The following is a 21,205-nucleotide window of genomic DNA, read 5'->3' on the forward strand; positions in this document are numbered from 1 at the left end:
CTTGGGATGGCCAACAGGGATGGCCACGAAGGGGGGAGCGCTCAAGATACTGTTTATTCATACAGTAAATCAAGCGATTCCCTTCATCGGAAGCCACCTTTTGTCTTTCTCCTCGAAGCGAGGCTCTAACTCGCGGATCGGGATAGGTACGGCGAACGCAAGAGCGCCAGCGCCATGCGGATCCGCCCGGACTCTCGCTACGCTAGACGCGAAAGAGGACATGCCAGGAGGGGTTCGGCAAGGTGAACAGGAAGCACGCCTTTTTCCGCGCGCAAAAGCAAAACCCCCGGTCATCGCTGACCAGGGGTTTTGGGATAGGAGCTTGACGATGACCTACTCTCACATGGGGAGACCCCACACTACCATCGGCGATGCGTCGTTTCACTACTGAGTTCGGGAAGGGATCAGGTGGTTCCAACGCTCTATGATCGTCAAGCAATTCGGTTGGATATCCGTTCGCTTGGGCTTACGTCTATCCAGATTCAGGTATGTGATTTCAAGGTGTTTGCGGTTCATGCGAACTTTCGGTTCGTCGACTTCACCTTACAACACACAATCATCAGATTGTTTGGGTGTTATATGGTCAAGCCTCACGGGCAATTAGTACTGGTTAGCTCAACGCCTCACAACGCTTACACACCCAGCCTATCAACGTCGTAGTCTTCGACGGCCCTTCAGGGGAATCAAGTTCCCAGTGAGATCTCATCTTGAGGCAAGTTTCCCGCTTAGATGCTTTCAGCGGTTATCTTTTCCGAACATAGCTACCCGGCAATGCCACTGGCGTGACAACCGGAACACCAGAGGTTCGTCCACTCCGGTCCTCTCGTACTAGGAGCAGCCCCTCTCAAATCTCAAACGTCCACGGCAGATAGGGACCGAACTGTCTCACGACGTTCTAAACCCAGCTCGCGTACCACTTTAAATGGCGAACAGCCATACCCTTGGGACCGGCTTCAGCCCCAGGATGTGATGAGCCGACATCGAGGTGCCAAACACCGCCGTCGATATGAACTCTTGGGCGGTATCAGCCTGTTATCCCCGGAGTACCTTTTATCCGTTGAGCGATGGCCCTTCCATACAGAACCACCGGATCACTAAGACCTACTTTCGTACCTGCTCGACGTGTCTGTCTCGCAGTCAAGCGCGCTTTTGCCTTTATACTCTGCGACCGATTTCCGACCGGTCTGAGCGCACCTTCGTACTCCTCCGTTACTCTTTAGGAGGAGACCGCCCCAGTCAAACTGCCCACCATACACTGTCCTCGATCCGGATCACGGACCAGAGTTAGAACCTCAAGCATGCCAGGGTGGTATTTCAAGGATGGCTCCACGCGAACTGGCGTCCACGCTTCAAAGCCTCCCACCTATCCTACACAAGCAGGCTCAAAGTCCAGTGCAAAGCTACAGTAAAGGTTCACGGGGTCTTTCCGTCTAGCCGCGGATACACTGCATCTTCACAGCGATTTCAATTTCACTGAGTCTCGGGTGGAGACAGCGCCGCCATCGTTACGCCATTCGTGCAGGTCGGAACTTACCCGACAAGGAATTTCGCTACCTTAGGACCGTTATAGTTACGGCCGCCGTTTACCGGGGCTTCGATCAAGAGCTTCGCTTGCGCTAACCCCATCAATTAACCTTCCGGCACCGGGCAGGCGTCACACCCTATACGTCCACTTTCGTGTTTGCAGAGTGCTGTGTTTTTAATAAACAGTCGCAGCGGCCTGGTATCTTCGACCAGCCAGAGCTTACGGAGTAAATCCTTCACCCTAGCCGGCGCACCTTCTCCCGAAGTTACGGTGCCATTTTGCCTAGTTCCTTCACCCGAGTTCTCTCAAGCGCCTTGGTATTCTCTACCCGACCACCTGTGTCGGTTTGGGGTACGGTTCCTGGTTACCTGAAGCTTAGAAGCTTTTCTTGGAAGCATGGCATCAACCACTTCGTCATCTAAAAGACGACTCGTCATCAGCTCTCGGCCTTGAAACCCCGGATTTACCTAAGATTTCAGCCTACCACCTTAAACTTGGACAACCAACGCCAAGCTGGCCTAGCCTTCTCCGTCCCTCCATCGCAGTAACCAGAAGTACAGGAATATTAACCTGTTTCCCATCGACTACGCTTTTCAGCCTCGCCTTAGGAACCGACTAACCCTGCGTCGATTAACGTTGCGCAGGAACCCTTGGTCTTTCGGCGTGGGTGTTTTTCACACCCATTGTCGTTACTCATGTCAGCATTCGCACTTCTGATACCTCCAGCAAGCTTCTCAACTCACCTTCACAGGCTTACAGAACGCTCCTCTACCGCGTCACTTACGTGACACCCGCAGCTTCGGTGTGTGGTTTGAGCCCCGTTACATCTTCCGCGCAGGCCGACTCGACTAGTGAGCTATTACGCTTTCTTTAAAGGATGGCTGCTTCTAAGCCAACCTCCTAGCTGTCTAAGCCTTCCCACATCGTTTACCACTTAACCACAACTTTGGGACCTTAGCTGGCGGTCTGGGTTGTTTCCCTTTTCACGACGGACGTTAGCACCCGCCGTGTGTCTCCCATGCTCGGCACTTCTGGGTATTCGGAGTTTGCATCGGTTTGGTAAGTCGGGATGACCCCCTAGCCGAAACAGTGCTCTACCCCCCAGAGTGATACATGAGGCGCTACCTAAATAGCTTTCGAGGAGAACCAGCTATCTCCGAGCTTGATTAGCCTTTCACTCCGATCCACAAGTCATCCCCTACCTTTTCAACGGGAGTGGGTTCGGTCCTCCAGTCAGTGTTACCTAACCTTCAACCTGCTCATGGATAGATCGCCCGGTTTCGGGTCTATACCCAGCGACTAAACGCCCTATTAAGACTCGCTTTCGCTACGCCTACCCTATACGGTTAAGCTTGCCACTGAATATAAGTCGCTGACCCATTATACAAAAGGTACGCAGTCACCTAACAAGTAGGCTCCCACTGCTTGTACGCATACGGTTTCAGGTTCTATTTCACTCCCCTCTCCGGGGTTCTTTTCGCCTTTCCCTCACGGTACTGGTTCACTATCGGTCAGTCAGTAGTATTTAGCCTTGGAGGATGGTCCCCCCATGTTCAGACAAAGTTTCTCGTGCTCCGTCCTACTCGATTTCACTTCAAAGATCCTTTCGCGTACGGGGCTATCACCCACTATGGCCGCACTTTCCAGAGCGTTCCGCTAAAATCAATGAAGCTTAAGGGCTAATCCCCGTTCGCTCGCCACTACTAAGGGAATCTCGGTTGATTTCTTTTCCTCAGGGTACTTAGATGTTTCAGTTCCCCTGGTTCGCCTCTTGCACCTATGGATTCAGTACAAGATACCTAGGTTATCCTAGGTGGGTTCCCCCATTCAGAGATCTCCGGATCAAAGTCTGTTTGCCGACTCCCCGAAGCTTTTCGCAGGCTACCACGTCTTTCATCGCCTCTGACTGCCAAGGCATCCACCGTATGCGCTTCTTCACTTGACCATATAACCCCAAGCAATCTGGTTATACTGTGAAGACGACATTCGCCGAAAATTCGCGCTTGAACTCGCAAATTTTACCTTGACTTGAATGATCACCAGTGAAAGAGATCATTCAGTCTTACTTCTATCACATACCCGAATTTTTAAAGAACAGTTCTGGTGCAAAGACCAGAAATCAATGTTCATTCACGAACATTCATTTCTGAGCTTTCGACGATTGTTTTAGATGGTGGAGCCAAGGAGGATCGAACTCCTGACCTCCTGCGTGCAAAGCAGGCGCTCTCCCAGCTGAGCTATGGCCCCGTATCGGATCACGCAGCACACCAACAATTGGTGGGTCTGGGCAGATTCGAACTGCCGACCTCACCCTTATCAGGGGTGCGCTCTAACCAACTGAGCTACAGACCCAATCGTCTAACCAGTGAATCAAGCAATTCGTGTGGGAGCTTATGAAGAAGCTGAGATCTTCGATTAAGGAGGTGATCCAGCCGCAGGTTCCCCTACGGCTACCTTGTTACGACTTCACCCCAGTCATGAATCACTCCGTGGTAACCGTCCCCCTTGCGGTTAGACTAGCTACTTCTGGAGCAACCCACTCCCATGGTGTGACGGGCGGTGTGTACAAGGCCCGGGAACGTATTCACCGTGACATTCTGATTCACGATTACTAGCGATTCCGACTTCACGCAGTCGAGTTGCAGACTGCGATCCGGACTACGATCGGTTTTATGGGATTAGCTCCACCTCGCGGCTTGGCAACCCTTTGTACCGACCATTGTAGCACGTGTGTAGCCCTGGCCGTAAGGGCCATGATGACTTGACGTCATCCCCACCTTCCTCCGGTTTGTCACCGGCAGTCTCCTTAGAGTGCCCACCCGAGGTGCTGGTAACTAAGGACAAGGGTTGCGCTCGTTACGGGACTTAACCCAACATCTCACGACACGAGCTGACGACAGCCATGCAGCACCTGTGTCTGAGTTCCCGAAGGCACCAATCCATCTCTGGAAAGTTCTCAGCATGTCAAGGCCAGGTAAGGTTCTTCGCGTTGCTTCGAATTAAACCACATGCTCCACCGCTTGTGCGGGCCCCCGTCAATTCATTTGAGTTTTAACCTTGCGGCCGTACTCCCCAGGCGGTCGACTTATCGCGTTAGCTGCGCCACTAAGATCTCAAGGATCCCAACGGCTAGTCGACATCGTTTACGGCGTGGACTACCAGGGTATCTAATCCTGTTTGCTCCCCACGCTTTCGCACCTCAGTGTCAGTATCAGTCCAGGTGGTCGCCTTCGCCACTGGTGTTCCTTCCTATATCTACGCATTTCACCGCTACACAGGAAATTCCACCACCCTCTACCGTACTCTAGCTCAGTAGTTTTGGATGCAGTTCCCAGGTTGAGCCCGGGGATTTCACATCCAACTTGCTGAACCACCTACGCGCGCTTTACGCCCAGTAATTCCGATTAACGCTTGCACCCTTCGTATTACCGCGGCTGCTGGCACGAAGTTAGCCGGTGCTTATTCTGTTGGTAACGTCAAAACAGCAAGGTATTAACTTACTGCCCTTCCTCCCAACTTAAAGTGCTTTACAATCCGAAGACCTTCTTCACACACGCGGCATGGCTGGATCAGGCTTTCGCCCATTGTCCAATATTCCCCACTGCTGCCTCCCGTAGGAGTCTGGACCGTGTCTCAGTTCCAGTGTGACTGATCATCCTCTCAGACCAGTTACGGATCGTCGCCTTGGTAGGCCTTTACCCCACCAACTAGCTAATCCGACCTAGGCTCATCTGATAGCGTGAGGTCCGAAGATCCCCCACTTTCTCCCTCAGGACGTATGCGGTATTAGCGCCCGTTTCCGGACGTTATCCCCCACTACCAGGCAGATTCCTAGGCATTACTCACCCGTCCGCCGCTGAATCCAGGAGCAAGCTCCCTTCATCCGCTCGACTTGCATGTGTTAGGCCTGCCGCCAGCGTTCAATCTGAGCCATGATCAAACTCTTCAGTTCAATACTGCTTGGGTTTTGAGAAAACCCTAAACTTGGCTCAGCAATCGCATTCTCTTAAAAAGAGATAAAACTCTCGAATTCACGAGTGTTACTTGCGTTGCTGATAATCTTGCGATCACCAGTCTTACATCACAAGCACCCACACGAATTGCTTGATTCGACTTGTTAAAGAGCAGCTGGTCAAGGCTTTCGTCTCAACCGAGGCCGCGCATTCTACAGCAACCTCTCGTTCCGTCAAGCGTTATTTTCGAAAATTTTCTTTTCTACTCAACCGCTTGCGCCGACCTTCAAACCATCTTCCGATCAGCGGGAGGCGCATTCTACAGCGTTCAAATTCGCTGTCAAGCACCTCGATGAAGCTTCGTTTCGAGCCCCTTTCGGGACCGAACCGCTGCGGCGGACAACCTGCCGGAGCGCTTCACCGCCCCTGGGAGAGAATCCGTAAATCCTTGATTTTCAAGCATTTACTCTTCGTCGTCGCCGGGAGTGGTGCGCATTATAGGGAGATAGAAACTGGCGTCAACACTTATTTGAAACTTTTTAACCCAAAGGTCAGGAAGCCCAGAGGATGCCCCATTCCTCCTTTATAGGCTGGCTTGCCCCGCCCTCTCCTTCTGTTGCCTCATATAAGGAATGCGAGCCACGGCTCCGCCGCTTTCGACGAGTGTTCCATGCGCCTCATACATACCTCCGACTGGCACCTGGGTCAGACCCTGCATGGCCAGGACCGCGATCATGAACACGCGCGCCTCCTCGACTGGCTGCTGCGCCAGCTGGAAGAGCAGCGCGCCGATGTCCTGCTGATCGCGGGCGATATCTTCGACACGATCAATCCACCGCTCAAAGCCCAGGAGCGCCTCTACGACTTCATCGTCAGCGCCCATCGGCGGCTGCCGCGGCTGGAGATCGTGATGATCGCAGGCAACCACGACTCCGGCGCGCGCATCGAACTGCCCGCTCCGCTGATGAAACGACTGAACGCCCATGCCATCGGCCGGATCGGCTGGATAGACGAAAGCCTCGATAGCGATCGCCTGCTGCTGCCCCTGCACGATTCGGATGGCCAGGTCGCCGCCTGGTGCCTGGCCCTGCCCTTCCTGCGTCCCGCCGAAGTCACCGGAGGCGGGCTCGGCGACGATTACCTGGCCGGTATCCGCCAGGTGCACGAACGCCTGGTTGCCGCCGCGCACGCCCGTCGCACGCCGGGACAGGCACTGGTCGCCGTCAGCCACGCACACATGGCCGGCGGCTCGGTTTCCGAAGACTCCGAGCGAAACCTGATCATCGGCAACGTCGAAGCGCTGCCCGCCAGCCTGTTTCCGGAGCAGATCGCCTACGTAGCCCTCGGTCATCTGCACAAGCCACAGAAAGTCGCCGGACAGGAGCGCATTCGCTATAGCGGGTCGCCGCTGCCGCTGTCCTTCGCCGAAGTGAACTATCGCCACCAGGTCCTCCTCGTCACCCTGGAAGGTGAGCGCCTGAAGGATGTACAGAGTCTCCCGGTGCCACGCGCGGTGGAACTGTTGCGCATCGGCCCCGCGCCTCTTGGCGAGGTGCTCGATCGAATCGGCGAACTGGCCGAGGCCGACCTGCTGAACGAACAGCGGCCCTGGCTGGAAGTCCGCGTCATGCTGGATCAGCCGCAACCGGACCTGCGCCAGCAGGTCGAGAGCGCCCTGCTGGGCAAGGCTTGCCGTCTGGTGCGCATCGCCAGCGAGTACCAGCGCCGCGACGAAGAGCAGGCGCCGCTGCTCGGGCTCGACCAACTCAACCCCCAGGAACTGTTCAGCCGCGCCTGGGAAAGCGCCTATGGCTCCGGCCCGGATGCGCAGGCGCTGGATGACTTCGCCAGTCTGCTGCAAAGCGTCGAACTGGCCACCGAAGAGCCCCCGGGGAAATAAGCCGTTCCATGAAGATTCTCGCCATCCGCCTGAAGAACCTCGCCTCCCTCGCTGGCGAGCAGGAAATCGACTTCACCCGCGAACCGCTGTCCAGCGCCGGCCTGTTCGCCATCACCGGTCCGACCGGCGCCGGCAAGAGCACCGTGCTGGACGCCCTGTGCCTGGCCCTGTTCGGCAGCACGCCGCGGCTGGAAAGCACTTCGGCCAGCAGCAAGGTTCCCGATGGCCGGAACGAGCTGTCCAGCAACGACGAACGCAACCTGCTGCGCCGCGGTTGCGCCAGCGGCTACGCCGAAGTGGATTTCGTCGGCATCGACGGCCACCGCTATCGCGCCCGCTGGGAAACCCGGCGCTCCCGGGACAAGGCGGACGGCGCCTTGCAAAAGAGCCAGCAGAGCCTCCAGGACCTGGAGACCCAGCAAATGCTGGCAGCGAACAAGAAAAGCGAGTTCCGCGAACAGCTGGAGCAGAAGCTCGGCCTCAATTTCGCCCAGTTCACTCGCGCCGTGCTGCTGGCCCAGAGCGAATTCAGCGCCTTCCTCAAGGCCAGCGACAACGACCGCGGCGCATTGCTGGAGAAACTCACCGACACCGGCCTGTACAGCCAATTGAGCAAAGCCGCCTATCAGCGCGCCAGCCAGGCCGACGAGCAGCGCAAGCAACTCGAGCAACGCCTGGAAGGCAGCCTGCCCCTGGCCGAGCAGGCCCGGGCCGGGCTCGAGGCGGCGCTGGAATCCCACGCCCAGGCGCGTCTCCAGGAGCAACAGGCACTGCAACGTCTGGAAGGCCAGCAACAATGGTTCACCGAGGAGCAGCGGCTGCTGCAATCCTGCGAGCACGCACAAGGTCAACTGGCCGAGGCCAGGCAGGCCTGGGACGCCCTGGCGACGGAGCGGGAAACCCTGCAATGGCTGGAGCGCCTGGCTCCGGTTCGCGGACTGATCGAACGCCTGAAGCAACTCGAGCAGGAACTCCGGCACTCCGAGCAGCAGCAGCGGCAGCGCACCGAGCAGCAAGCCGCGGGCGCCGAGCGCTTGCAAGGATTGCAGGCCCGCTTGCAGGAGGCGCGCGAGCGCCAGGCCCAGGCCGACAACCATCTGCGTCAGGCCCAGGCGCCGTTGCGCGAGGCTTTCCAGCTGGAGAGCGAGGCCAGGCGCCTGGAGCGAATGCTGGCCGAGCGACAGGAACTCCATCGGCAATCGAACCAGCGCCACGCCCAGCAAAGCGACGCCGCTCGGCAACTGGATATGGAGCAGCAGCGCCATGTCGCGGAACAGGCGCAACTGCAGGCGGCATTGCGCGACAGCCAGGCTCTCGCCGCGCTCGGCGACGCCTGGGCGACCCACCAGGGCCAGCTCGCCGCCTTCGTGCAACGTCGCCAGCGCGCGCTCGAAAGCCAGGCGCAGCTCCCCGAGCTGGAAAAATCCCTGGCCCACGCCGGTGAACCGCTCGAACGCTTGCAGGCGCAATGGACCGCCCTCCATGGCAGCGAGCCGGACGACCTGGCGGCACGCCTGGACGAATTGCGCCGGCAGACCGATAGCCTGGAACGACAACAAGCGCTCCACAAGGAATGGCAACAGGTCCTCGACCAACGCGCCGGTCTGGCTCGACGCCTGGGCGAACTCGACCAGCGTATGGTCGAGCAGGAGCAGGCATTGCTCGACCTGAAACGACAAGGCAGCCAATGCGCCGAGGAGGTGAAGGCGGCGGAGCAGGCCCTGCAGGTCACCCGCGAGTTGCTCCAGCGCCAACGTCTGGCCCGCAGCGCCAGCGTCGAGCAACTGCGCGCCGGCCTGGTGGACGGCGAGGCCTGCCCGGTCTGCGGCAGCCAGGAGCATCCCTATCACCATTCCGAGCAACTGCTCGCCGCCCTCGGTGAACACGACGACCAGGAGCAGGTCCGCGCCGAGCAGTCCCTCGAGCGGCTGCGACAGACCCTGGTCGGTCTGCGCGAGGGCTATTCCAGCCAGCGCGAAAGACTCAACCAGAGTCGCCAGGAGCAGCAGGAACTGACTGGCCAACTGGCCGCGCTCGATCGGCAACTGGACCAATGGACGCTGCCGGAAGAACTGCGACTCCTGCAGCCGTCCGCGCAGTTGGAGTGGCTGGCACAACGCCTGGACGACCTGGCAGGGCAGCGCCAGCAGTGCCAACGAGACTTCGACCGGCTGATCGCCCGCCAGCGCCAGACCCAGCAATTGCAGCAGGAACTGCGGGCCGCCGAGACGATCCTGCAACAGCGCCAGCAGGCGCTGACGGAACAACGGCAGCGCTACGAACATTTGCAGCAGCAGGTCGAGGAGGACAGCCAGCAATTGCGTCCATTGCTCTCCGACGAGCACTGGCAGCGCTGGCAGGCAGATCCGCTGCGGACTTTCCAGGCACTCGGCGAGTCCATCGAGCAACGCCGGCAGCAACAGGCGCGGCTTCAGCAGATCGAACAGCGTCTGCAGGAGCTCAAGCAGCGCTGCGATGAATCGAGCTGGCAACTGAAGCAAAGCGACGAGCAACGCAACGAAGCCCGTCAGGCAGAGGAAAGGGCCCAGGCGGAACTCGCCGAACTGAACGGACGCCTCGGCGCTCACCTGGGCCAGCACGCCTGCGCCCAGGACTGGCAGCTATCGCTGGAGCACGCCGCGCAAGCGGCGCAGAGCGCCGTCGAGACGCTCCAGGCGCCCCTGGATTCGCTGCGCGAGGAACAACTGCGACTCGCCGAAGCCCTGGAACACCTGCAGCAGCAACGGCAGCGCCAACAGGATGAGTTCCAGCGCCTTCAGGCCGACTGGCAGGCCTGGCGCGAACGCCAGGACAACCTCGACGACAGCCGCCTCGACGCCCTGCTCGGCCTTTCCGAGGAACAGGCGACGCAATGGCGGGAGCAATTGCAGCGACTGCAAGAGGAGATCACCCGCCAGCAGACACTGGAAGCAGAGCGCCAGGCGCAACTGCTCCAGCATCGCCGGCAGCGGCCGGAAACCGACCGCGAGGCGCTGGAAGACAACCTGCGGCAACAGCGCGAACGCCTGGCCGCCAGCGAACAGGCCTACCTGGATACCTACAGCCAGTTGCAGGCCGACAACCAGCGCCGCGAGCAGAGCCAGGCGCTGCTTGCCGAACTGGAGCGAGCCCGCGCCGAGTTCCGCAGATGGGGCCGCCTGAACGAACTGATCGGTTCGTCCAGCGGCGACAAGTTCCGCCGCATCGCCCAGGGCTACAACCTCGACCTGCTGGTGCAGCACAGCAACGTGCAGTTGCGCCAGTTGGCGCGGCGCTACCGCCTGCAGCGCGGCGGCAGCGAACTGGGCCTGCTGGTGGTGGACACCGAGATGGGCGACGAACTGCGCTCGGTGTATTCGCTCTCCGGCGGCGAGACCTTCCTGATTTCCCTGGCCCTGGCGCTCGGCCTGGCCTCTATGGCATCGAGCAAGCTGCGCATCGAGTCGCTGTTCATCGACGAAGGCTTCGGCAGCCTCGACCCGGAATCCCTGCAACTGGCGATGGATGCCCTGGACAACCTGCAGGCCCAGGGGCGCAAGGTGGCGGTGATTTCCCACGTCCAGGAAATGCACGAACGGATCCCGGTCCAGGTGCGGGTCCAGCGCGAGGGCAACGGCATGAGCAGCCTGAAGGTGGTCGGCTGAGCCGACCGCCCAGGCGGTACGTCAGAACGGCAGCTCGGTCTGTTCACCCGGAGCATGCGGCGGCTGCTCTTCCCTTTCCGGCCGCAGATGCAGCATCAGCCCGCTGAGCCGGCGCACCTTGCGCCGCACTGCTTCCTCGAACACCCCGGGCAGGCTTTCCACCAGGCTGAACCAGTCGCAGGCGCGGGTGATACCGGTGTACACCAGCTCCTTGGTCAGCACCGGGTTCAGCGCGTCCGGCAGGACCAGCGCGGTATGGGCGAACTCCGAACCCTGCGACTTGTGCACGGTCATGGCGAACACGGTGTCCACCTCGACCAGGCGGCTCGGCAGGACGAAGCGCACGCCGCCGCTACCGTCGTTGCGCGGGAAGGCCACGCGCAGCGCGAAGCGCAGGCTGCCGTCGTCGTTGCGCTCGGGCAGGCGCAGGGCGATACCGATATCGCCGTTCATCAGCCCCAGGCTGTAGTCGTTGCGCGTCACCAGTACCGGCCGCCCCTCGTACCAGCCGTGATCGGCCTCGATCAGGCCAAGGCGCAGCAGTTCTGCCGCTACCCGCTGGTTCAGTCCTTCCACGCCCCATGGGCCGCGGCGCAGCGCGCAGAGCAGGCGGAAGGCGTCGAAAGCCGTCAGTACCGACTGCGCCCAGCGCTCCCAGGCGCCATCCTCCAGCGCCAGTCCGGCGGCCGGGCGGCCCTCGGCCAGGCGTTGCAGGTAGTGCCGGTAGCCGTACGGCGTGCCCGGCGCCTGCGGATGACCGTCGACGAACAGCCGGGCGAAGGCTGCATCGCGCTCCCCGCGCAGGCGCAGGTCGAAGAGGTCGGCGGGCGGACTGTCCAGCAGCGCGCGCGCGTCGCCGGCCTGTTGCCGGTTGACCAACCGCGCCAGGCGCCCGATCCCGCTGCTCGCGCCGAAGCGCCGGGAATGCCGCAGCATGACGGTCTGTTGCGCCAGCGGATGCGCCTGCGCCGAACCTTCGCGCAAGCCCTGCCAGGTTTCGCCGCTGACCCGCTGCAACCAGGCGCGGGTCTCGGCGCTGTACCAGCCCTCCTCGGCATCCCGGCAGAGATCGCCGAGCACCGCGCCGGCCTCTACCGAGGCCAACTGGTCCTTGTCGCCGAGCAGGATCAGGCGCGCCTGCGGCGGTAGCGCATCGAGCAGGCTGGCCATCATTTCCAGGTCGATCATCGAGGCCTCATCCACCACCAGCACGTCCAGCGCCAAAGGGTTGTCCCGGTGGTGGCGGAAGTGCCGGGTATCCGGACGGCTGCCGAGCAGACGGTGCAGGGTAGTGACCTCGGCGGGGATCGCCTGCAACACGTCTTCCGCCAGCGGCAGGGCCCGGACCTGCTGGCCGATGGACTCGGAGAGACGCGCCGCGGCCTTGCCGGTGGGTGCCGCGAGGCGGATGCGCAGCGGCTGGCCGGCGGCTACCGCCGGTGCCTGGAGCAGACCGAGCAGGCGCACCACGGTGGTGGTCTTGCCGGTACCGGGACCGCCGGTGATCAGGCTGAAATAGCCGCGGGCCGCCAGGGCACAGGCCAGCTTCTGCCAGTCGGTGACGCGCTGGCCGTCTTCCGTCGGCGCCTGCGCGAACAGCGCGGCCAGGCGCGGCGCCAGGTCTGCGGCCAGGGGCGCCTGCCGACCCAGGCGCTCGCGCAGGGCCAGGGCGATCTCCAGCTCGTGCCGCCAGTAACGACGCAGGTAGAGACGCTGAGCGCAAAGCACCAGCGGCGAGGTCGCCGCCTCGCTCGGCTCGGGATCGCCTGGGCGCTCGTCGACCACCTCCACCAGCGATGACGCCGCCAGGGCCTCGCGCCAGGCGTCGAGGCGCACGCCGCGCAGCAGTTGCGACGGCAGCAGCACATCGCGGCCTTCGTCGCCTTCCGGCGGCAGCGACAGTGCCGCGTCAGGCGCACCGAGGGTCGCCTCCAGGTCCAGGCAGACGTGCCCGTGGCCCAGTTGGTGGCTGGTCAGCGCCGCCGCCAGCAGCACCCGGGGATCGGCCTGCGGCTGCAACTCGACGAGGAAGGCGACGAACGCCCGGTCCAGCGCCCGTAGCCAGCCGCGCGCCACCCACAGGTCGAGCTGGCGCAGCAGGTCGTGGCGTACCGCCAGCGGTTGCGCTACCTGGTCGTCGCGGCCATCGCGGCCTTCGCCGGCCAGTTGCTTGAGGGTCGGATTCATCGCTCGGCTCCCGGCTGGCCGCTGAACAGCGCGTCCAGGCGTTCGATCAGTTCCCGCAGCGGGCGCTCGAAGTGCAGGCCCTGGGTCGCCGCGCGGGCGCCGCGGAGGAACAGGTACACGGCGCCGCCCATGTGGCGGTCGTAGTCGTAGTCGGGCAGGCGCGCCTTCAACTGCCGGTGCAGGGCCAGCAGGTACAACACGTACTGCAGGTCATAACGGTTCTCCAGCACCGCGGCGGTCATCGCTTCCGGGCTGTAGGCGCCATCGTCGGCGCCCAGCCAGTTGGACTTGTAGTCGGCCACGTAGAAACGCCCCTGGTGCTCGAAGACCAGGTCGACGAAGCCCTTGAACATGCCGTTCAGCAGGGTCGGCGCCAGCGCCGGACGCGCCGCGCCGCCGAGGGTATGGCGCCGGACCAGGGCGTCGATCGCCTCGGCCTGGACCTGGTGGGTGGCGAACCAGAACTCCATTTCCACCTGGTAGGCGACGAGCCCGGCCAGGCTGGTTTCGCCACCGGGCCAGCGCAGCGGTTCGGCGAGATACTGTTCCAGCCACAGGTCGAGCGGTTCGGCCCAGTCCTTCCAGCCACGCAGATCGCAGCGTCGCGCGACCAGTTCGCGGCGCCGCTGGGCATCGGCGCGCGCCACATCGAAGCCTTCGCGGCCGGCCCATTCGAGCAGCCCGTGGAGGAAGGTGCCGGGAGCCGGTCCGCGCGGGAAGCGATGCAGGTCGTCGCGCATCTCGCTGGTGTGCGCGACCGGCGGCTGTTCGGCGGAACGGCCTTCTTCGTGGAAGGTGGCTTCCTCGGCGCTGATCGGCTCCTGCGATTCGTCGCTCTCCAACACCTCGTCATCGTCCAGCCCGGCGGAGGCCTGCAATTGCAGGCCGGAATAGCTGGCGACCCACCACTTCTCGCGGCTGCTGCGGCGGGTTTCGCGGGCCTGCCCAAGGCCCTGGCCGCGCCCTGCGACATAGCGTTCGGCGTCCGCCTCGGGGGCCGGCTCGACGACAATCTCCCGGCACTCGCCGCGCAACGCGGCGAGGCATTGTCCGAGGCCATCGCTGCCGATGGTCGCGCCGCCGGCAAGCAGGTAGCCCAGGGCCCCCTTGTGCAACTCCGGCGACTTGCTGTTGCTCGCCACCAGCGGCGCGATGCCCAGCCACACCGAATGGCGGGCGCGGGTCAGGGCCACGTAGAGCAGGCGCATGTCTTCGCCGAGGCGCTCGTCGTTGGCCTGCTCGTAGGCCCGCGCAGCCTGCTCCTTGCGCCGCGCCAGCTCGATGACCCGCCCTGCAGCGCCATCCTCGTGGAAACTCGCCGGCGCGCCGCTGTTGCCGTCCAGCTCCCTCCAGCTGCAGATGAAGGGCAGCAGCACCAAGGGGTATTCCAGCCCCTTGGACTTGTGGATGGTCACCACCTTGATCAGGTCGGCGTCGCTTTCCAGGCGGAGGATCTCTTCGCTCCCCGGACTCTGCACCTGCTCGGCCAGATGGCGGATCAGCGCGTGCTCACCGTCCAGTTCCACCGCCGCGCGCTGCAGCCACTCGGCCAGGTGCAGCAGGTTGGTCAGGCTGCGCTCGCCATCGGCATGCCGCAGCAGGCGCGCCGGCAGTTCGAAGTCGGCGAGCAGGCGCCGCAGCATCGGCAATACGCCCTGGGCCTGCCAGGACCGGCGATAGTCGCGGAAGCGCAGGACCATCCGTTCCCAGAACAGTTCGTCCTGGTTCAATCGTTCCAGGGTCGCCCAGTCCAGGTGCAGGCTGCGGGTAGCCAGGGCGACCCGCAGCAGCGCATCGGCGCCGGGGTCGGCGCAGGCACGCAGCCAATGCAGCAGGTCGGCGGCTTCCTGGCTGTCGAACACCGAGTCGCGGTCGGACAGGTAGACGCTGGCCAGTCGTCGCGCCGCCAACGCGCTGCGGATCGCCTCGGCCTCGGCGCGACCGCGGACGAGGATGGCAATATCCGCCGGGCGCAACGCCCGCCAGCCGCCCTGCTCGTCGGCGAAGCCGGCGCGGCCCAGGTCGGCCAGGCTCAGCCAGCGGCGGATGGCGCTGGCGCTGCGCTCGGCCATTTCCTGGCGATACGCCGCGGAGCCGAGCACGCCGGCTTCGACATCAAGGTTCCAGAACGTCATCGCTGGCGCCTCGGCACCGTCGATCAACAAACGTTCGGCGCGCCCCTGGGCGTCCACCGCATGGAACGGCACCGGGTTTTCCAGCCCCTCGCGGGCGAAACGGAAGGCGCCGCGCGGATGCTCTTCGGCGAAGGCGAAGCAGCGGTTGGCGGCCGCCACCATGGCGGCGGTCGAGCGGAAGTTCTTGCCAAGGGTGTAATGCCGCCCGCGAGTGGCCTCGCGGGCGCGCAGGTAGGTATGGATGTCGGCACCGCGGAAGGCGTAGATCGCCTGCTTGGGGTCGCCGATCATGAACAGGCCGGTTTCCCGCGCCTGGGGCTCGTCGGGATCGGCGGCGATCCGGTAGATGCGCTCGAAGATCCGGTACTGCACCGGGTCGGTATCCTGGAACTCGTCGATCAGCGCCACCGGGAACTGCTCGCGGATCAATTGCGCCAGGCGCTCGCCACCAGGCCCCTGCAAGGCGCGGTCGAGGCGGCTGAGCAGGTCGTCGAAGCCGATCTCGGCACGCCGCTGCTTCTCGATCTCCAGTTCGTGCCCGACTTCGCCCAACGCGTGCAACAACAGGTGGGGAGCGAGATCGGGACGCTCTTCCTGATGCGCGGCCCAGGCGTCGATGGCCCTTAGCGCGGCATGCTCGGGCGCCACGCGCTTGGCGGTGAGCTTGATCCGGGTCTGGCCGAACTTGCCGAGGTTGGCCGGCTGCTCGCCGCCCTCGCTCCAGTCCGCCAACGCTTGCAGCCAGGCGTCGAAGGTCTCGTCGCTGTCCTTGCCGCGATAGCTGTTGCCGTTCAGGTAGGGACGCAGGTCGCGCAGCAGCGCTTCCAGTTCGACGCGCGCTGCGCGCCAGGCGGCGCGGGCCTGCGCGTCCAGTTGGTCGAGCTGGCGATACCAGTCGCCGCCCTGCTCCAGCAAGGCTGCCAGTGACTCGGGCGCACTCAGCGCCTGGTCGGCGTAGCGGAAGTCGGCGTCCTGCCGCGCCAGCAGCGGCTGCAAGGCCTTGCCCAGCGTCTCCGGCCCGCTGTAGCAACTGGCCACGGCTTGCGCCGCCGGAGCCGTCAGGCCGTAGAAGTTACGCCGCCAGTAGTCCCGTACCACTTCGGCGAGCAATTCGCTCTGGTCGGTTTCCAGGTTCTGGGTGAACAGGCTGCCGCTGTCGAAGGCGTGCTCGCGCAGCATCCGGTAGCACCAACTGTGGATGGTCGATACCGCGGCCTCGTCCATCCACTCCGCGGCCAGGCGCAGCAGGCGCGCGCAGCCCGGCCAGCGCTCGGCGGGATACTGCTGGCGCAACGCGACCAGCAGGCCGTCGTGGCGCTCCTGCGGCTCGGCGAAACAACGCGCCGCTTCGCCCAGGCGGCTGCGGATACGCTCGCGGAGTTCCTGGGTCGCCGCATCGGTGAAGGTCACCACGAGGATTTCCGGCGGGCTCAGCGGCCGGCCGAAAGCGTTCTCGCCGCCATGGTCGAGGACCAGGCGTACGTATAGCAGGGCGATGGTGAACGTCTTGCCGGTACCGGCGCTGGCCTCGATCAGGCGGCTGCCGTGCAACGGGAAGTCCAGCGGATCGAGGGCCACGGGCATCTGCTGCTGGCTCATGCCTGCTCCTCCGCGCCACGTCCCAGGGCAGCCAGCAGCGGCGCGTAGAGCTGCTCGGCCCAGTGCGCGAACTCACCGCTGGCGAGCAGCCTGTCGAAGTCCGGATAGACCCGAGCCAGCGCCGGCGAGGCGTCCACCTCGCCCCCCATGCCGAACCCTCCCTCGTAGCGCTTGCGCGCCTCGCGCATGGCTTTCTCGGGCTCTGCGGCGCCACCACTGGCGAGCCAGGCGAAAGCGGTCCGGCAGGCCAGCGGCAACGGCTGGCGCATGCCCTGGCGCCAGGCATCGATCAACTGGTCGAGGTACTCGCCGGCACGCTCGCTCGGCAACGGCGGAATCTCCAGGGTGCCGGTCTGGCTCACCAGCACGCTGCTCACCGGCTGGCCTAGACGTTGGAGGGCGAGGTGCTGCAACCAGTGGCGCACCAGGCTGTGCCACTTGAAGCCGCGCCCTTCATGGAGCTTGCCGCTGAGCAACTGCAGGCGCGCCAGGCGCCCGGAAGCGTCGCGACGCAAGCCGCCGAGCCAGTCCTCCAGCTCCAGCCCGGACGGATGGCGATGGCGCAACTCCTGCTGCTGCTCGACCGCCTCCGGCCAGCGCTCGATTTCCTGGCGGTAGCGCCAGAGCAGGTCGGGCAGCGGTTGCAGCAAATGGCGCGCGGAGAACTCGCCGAACGCCGCCAGCGGCAGGCGACCCTGTCGCCGCAGTCGCTCGACCTGGGCCTGCAACTGCGCCGGCAGGCCCTCGGCATCCCAGTCCCGCTCGACCCAGCGCTTCATGCGTTCGGTCAGCTCGAATTGCAGCTTCCAGTTGTCCAGCGCGTCCAGTTCGAAAGGTTCTTCGTCGTTGCCGGTCAATTGCTCGTCGTCGAAACGCACCTTGAGCCGCTGCTGGAAGAACGCATTCACCGGGTTGGCGAGGAACTCCGCCAGCGCTCGCAGCCCCAGTGCGCCCTCCAGTTCAAGCGGCGGCAGGGACGCTTCGGCGTCGGGAACGGCGATGTCGTCCTCGCTATGGACCTCGCGCCACTCGCGGGCGTAGGTGAACAGGCCATCGACGCCCTGCTCCGGCGCATCGTGAAAATACCGACGGCTGAACGGCTGCAGCGGATGCTCCTGGGTCAGGGCACGCAGCAGCGCCTCGCCGTCGCCGTCCGGGTCCAGGCGCCAGCCGGCCGCCAGGTGATCGCGCAACTGGCCGATCAGCACCGAGGGCGGCCGCTCGCCATTGTCGCGGATACTCCGCCCCACCCAGCTCACGTAGAGCTGCTCGCGCGCCGAGAGCAGCGCCTCGAGCAGCAGGTAGCGGTCGTCCTCGCGCCGCGAGCGGTCGCCGGGGCGGTAGTCGTTGCGCATCAGGTCGAAATCCAGCGGCGACTGCTGGCGGGGGTAGTCGCCATCGTTCATGCCAAGCAGGCAGACCAGCCGGAACGGGATCGCGCGCATCGGCATCAACGTGCAGAAACTCACCGCGCCAGCCAGGAAGCGCTGGTTCAGGCCGCCCTGGTCCAGGCCGCCGAGCCAGGCCTCGCGTATCACGCTGATCGGCAGCGGCTCGGCGAAGGCCGCACAGGCGCAGTGTTCCTGCCAGCGCTCGAGCAGTTGCAGGAGCTGGGTGAGGAGCAGTTCGTCGCGCTCGTCGTGGGCCTCGAAGAACACCGTGAGCAGGGCTTGCAGGCGCTCGCCCCACTGCGCCGGGGTGGCCGGTTCGGCCAGCTCGGCGTAGGCCACCTCGAGGCGCTCCAGCAGCACAGCCAGCGGGCCTGCCAGGGCGGCGTCCAGGCCACCGACCTCATCGTAGGGCTGGATGCCTTGCAGGGCCGCGCCTTCGCCGACCGCGTAGCCGAGCAGCATGCGCCGCAGACCGAAGCGCCAACTGTTGCCCTCCAGTCCCGCTGGCAGGCCGAGACGCTCGCGCTGCGCGGCATCCAGCCCCCAGCGCACGCCGGCGCCTTCGATCCAGCGGTGCAGGGTCGCCAGGTCGGCCTCGTCGACGCCGAAACGCCGGCGCAATGCCGGGACGTCCAGCAGGTCGAGGATCTCGCTCACGGCGAAACGGCTGTCGGGCAGTTTCAGCAGGTGCTCCAGGGCGATCAGCAGCGGCTCGCGACCGCGCTGTCCCTGGTCGGCCAGGGTATAGGGAATGAAGCGCTGGTCGTCGCGCGGCACCTGGCCGAACACCGCCTCGATGTGCGGTGCATAGGCGTTGATGTCGGGGACCATGACGATCACGTCGCGCGGCTTCAGGCTCGGATCGGCGTTGAAGCGGGCGAGCAACTGGTCGTGGAGGATCTCCACTTCGCGCTGCGCGCTGTGGGCCACATGGAAGCGGATCGAGGCGTCGCTCCGCGGCGCCACCGGCGGCCAGTGCTCGCGGGTTTCCGCCAACGGGCGCAGTTCGAGGATATCGTCCTGCAACTGGCCGAGCAGCCCGTGCGGGGCCTCCTCGCTGAACAGGTCGATGCGCCCGCCGTTGACCTCGCCGAACAGGTTCCGATAGCTGTCCGGGTCGTCGTAGCTGTCGAGCAGGTTGATGTAGTCGCGGCCCTGCTTGCCCCAGGCCGCCAGCAACGGCTGGGCATGCTGGTGCTGGCGGTCCTCGTCGAGGTCGGCGGGGACGCCGGCGCGGCGCTGCTGGCGGCGGTACTCGTGGCGCAACAGGTCCTTGTCGGCGACGATGTCGGCCCAGTGGTGGCGACAGGGGTTGTGCACGCAGAGCAGCACCTGGCTGAACCTGGCCAGGGCGGCCAGCGCCTCGAGGGTCTGCGCCGGCATCGAGGAAATCCCGAACACCACCACTCGTCGCGGCAACGCGCGCGGCGCCGCGCTGGCGGAGCGCAGCGCCTCGATGAAGCGCCGGTGCACGCCGGAGCGGCTGCGGGCCAGGCTATCGGCACCGACGTCGGCGAGCAGCGCGCGCCACAATTCGGCCTGCCAGCGCTCGTCGGCACCGAGCGGGCGCGCCTGCCCGTTCGCCGTGCGCAACTGGTCGCGGCCCTGGCTCCAGTCGTCGAGCCAGTCGCCGCGATAGACCTGGTACTGGTCGAACAGGTCGGCCAGGCGCTCGGCCAGTTGATGACGCTTGCGCAGGTCGGCATCGTCGGCGAGGAAACGTTGCAGGGTGCGGAACTCGGGACGCTCCAGCAATCCGGGAAGCAGACGCATCAGGCGCCAGGTCAGCGGCGCCTTGTCCAGTTCGGAAACCTCGGGAATGCTTTCGCGGCCCAGCACCGCGCGATAGGCCTGCCAGAGGAACTGCGCCGGCAACTGCACCTCCAGCGCCGCGGCGATGCCGCCACCGCCGCCGCCGTCCTCGCGGGGATCTTCGGCCAATGCCAGCTTCAACCATTGGGCGATGCCGTTGCTGTGCACCAGGACCCGCTCGCTTTCCAGCGGCGCCAGCGGATAGCGGCGCATCCAGGAAACGGCGAGGTCGCGCAGGTCGTCCAGGCGATTGCCGTGGACGATCATGAATCCGGGCGTGAGGGCGGTGGTTCCCAAGGGTTCTGGCATCGGTACGGCTATTCCTGGCGCAAGGCTCTGGCGAAAGAGGTCAGGATCGGGCGGCGACGAAGCGTCGTTCCAGTTCGAGGCTGTCGGCCATGCGGAAATCGCTCCAGCGCTCGCTCAGGCCGAGATGGCTGTCCGCCTGGCAATCCGGGGCACTGGCGCAACGGCGGGTGAAGGTGTTGACCACCTCGACCATCTCCTCGCGCTCGGCGCCGACCAGCAGCGCCGCGTGCGCCAGCACCACCGGCCGGCCGGCGCCGTTGCGCCGCCAGCGTTGCGCGGTCCCGGCGAGCTTGCGCCCATCCAGGGTGACATTGTAGCGGCCGTCGCAGAAGGAACCGGCCACGGCGCCCACGCCGGCGTCCAGGCCGCGCTCGCGGAGCCAGTCGCAGATCGGCTGGCACAGCCGCAGGTAGGCGGTTTCGATACGGGTCTGCTCGTTGTCGCCGGGCCCCAGCGCATAGGACAGGGCGATGTTCAGCACGCCCGGCGATTGCGGCACCGGCTCGCCGCCGGTATCGCGCAGCAGCACCGGCCAGCCGCGTTCGGCGACCGCTGCGCTGGCCGGCGCGAATCCTTCCAGGCGCTCCATCCGGCGCGGCATGACCAGCGCCCGATCGCACGGCTGCCAGAGCAACAGGCCATGCTCGCGGGCACCGCCACACACCTCGTCGAGCAGGGCGCGCTCGGCGTCCAGCCCATCCTGCACGGAAAACACTTCGACCACGATTCTTCCTCTTCCAGGCTGGCACG

6 protein-coding genes, 2 tRNA genes and 3 rRNA genes are annotated in these 21,205 nt (G+C 64.2%); 2 read left to right on the plus strand and 9 right to left on the minus strand.

Features of this window, described 5'->3' with window-relative positions; translation table 11 throughout:
- Window positions 1–320: 320 nt before the first annotated feature.
- From rrf to AC1RB9_RS22290, 5 genes are all read right to left on the minus strand, one after another.
- Window positions 321–436, minus strand: a 5S ribosomal RNA gene (gene rrf / locus AC1RB9_RS22270).
- 143 nt (window positions 437–579) lie between these two features.
- Window positions 580–3,470 (minus strand): 23S ribosomal RNA (locus AC1RB9_RS22275).
- Window positions 3,471–3,696: 226 nt separating this feature from the next.
- Window positions 3,697–3,772: transfer RNA gene (locus AC1RB9_RS22280), tRNA-Ala, on the minus strand.
- A gap of 28 nt (window positions 3,773–3,800) precedes the next feature.
- Window positions 3,801–3,877, minus strand: a tRNA-Ile gene (locus AC1RB9_RS22285).
- A 64-nt stretch (window positions 3,878–3,941) separates the two neighbouring features.
- Window positions 3,942–5,477 (minus strand): 16S ribosomal RNA (locus AC1RB9_RS22290).
- The 16S, 23S and 5S rRNA genes sit together here with 2 tRNA genes alongside, the layout of an rRNA operon.
- A 671-nt stretch (window positions 5,478–6,148) precedes the next feature.
- On the opposite strand from AC1RB9_RS22290, the gene AC1RB9_RS22295 reads away from it, so the two are divergent.
- Window positions 6,149–7,378 carry an exonuclease SbcCD subunit D C-terminal domain-containing protein gene (locus AC1RB9_RS22295; RefSeq protein ID WP_003455225.1) on the plus strand — a complete coding sequence of 410 codons (1,230 nt, stop codon included), beginning with the start codon at window positions 6,149–6,151 and terminating at the stop codon, window positions 7,376–7,378.
- 8 nt (window positions 7,379–7,386) lie between these two features.
- Window positions 7,387–11,022, plus strand: a complete 3,636-nt coding sequence (locus AC1RB9_RS22300) for an AAA family ATPase (RefSeq protein ID WP_003455228.1) — start codon at window positions 7,387–7,389, stop codon at window positions 11,020–11,022.
- A 21-nt stretch (window positions 11,023–11,043) separates the two neighbouring features.
- Here the strand turns inward: AC1RB9_RS22300 and recD are convergent, their stop codons facing one another.
- The 4 genes from recD to AC1RB9_RS22320 are packed head-to-tail and all read right to left on the minus strand — an operon-like array spanning window position 11,044 to window position 21,179.
- Window positions 11,044–13,209: an exodeoxyribonuclease V subunit alpha gene (recD, locus tag AC1RB9_RS22305; RefSeq protein WP_003455231.1), complete on the minus strand. Its 2,166-nt coding sequence runs from the start codon at window positions 13,207–13,209 to the stop codon at window positions 11,044–11,046.
- Window positions 13,206–16,943: an exodeoxyribonuclease V subunit beta gene (gene recB / locus AC1RB9_RS22310; protein WP_003455240.1), complete on the minus strand. Its 3,738-nt coding sequence runs from the start codon at window positions 16,941–16,943 to the stop codon at window positions 13,206–13,208. Before recB ends, recD begins: the two co-directional genes overlap by 4 nt.
- Window positions 16,940–20,455: an exodeoxyribonuclease V subunit gamma gene (recC, locus tag AC1RB9_RS22315; RefSeq protein WP_003455243.1), complete on the minus strand. Its 3,516-nt coding sequence runs from the start codon at window positions 20,453–20,455 to the stop codon at window positions 16,940–16,942. Before recC ends, recB begins: the two co-directional genes overlap by 4 nt.
- A gap of 40 nt (window positions 20,456–20,495) precedes the next feature.
- A complete protein-coding gene (locus tag AC1RB9_RS22320) occupies window positions 20,496–21,179 on the minus strand; it encodes a lipoate--protein ligase family protein (RefSeq protein WP_003110110.1) in 684 nt (227 codons plus the stop codon).
- Between the last annotated feature and the right edge of the window lie 26 nt (window positions 21,180–21,205).

The sequence above is a fragment of the Pseudomonas sp. 20-5 genome, assembly GCF_056782835.1.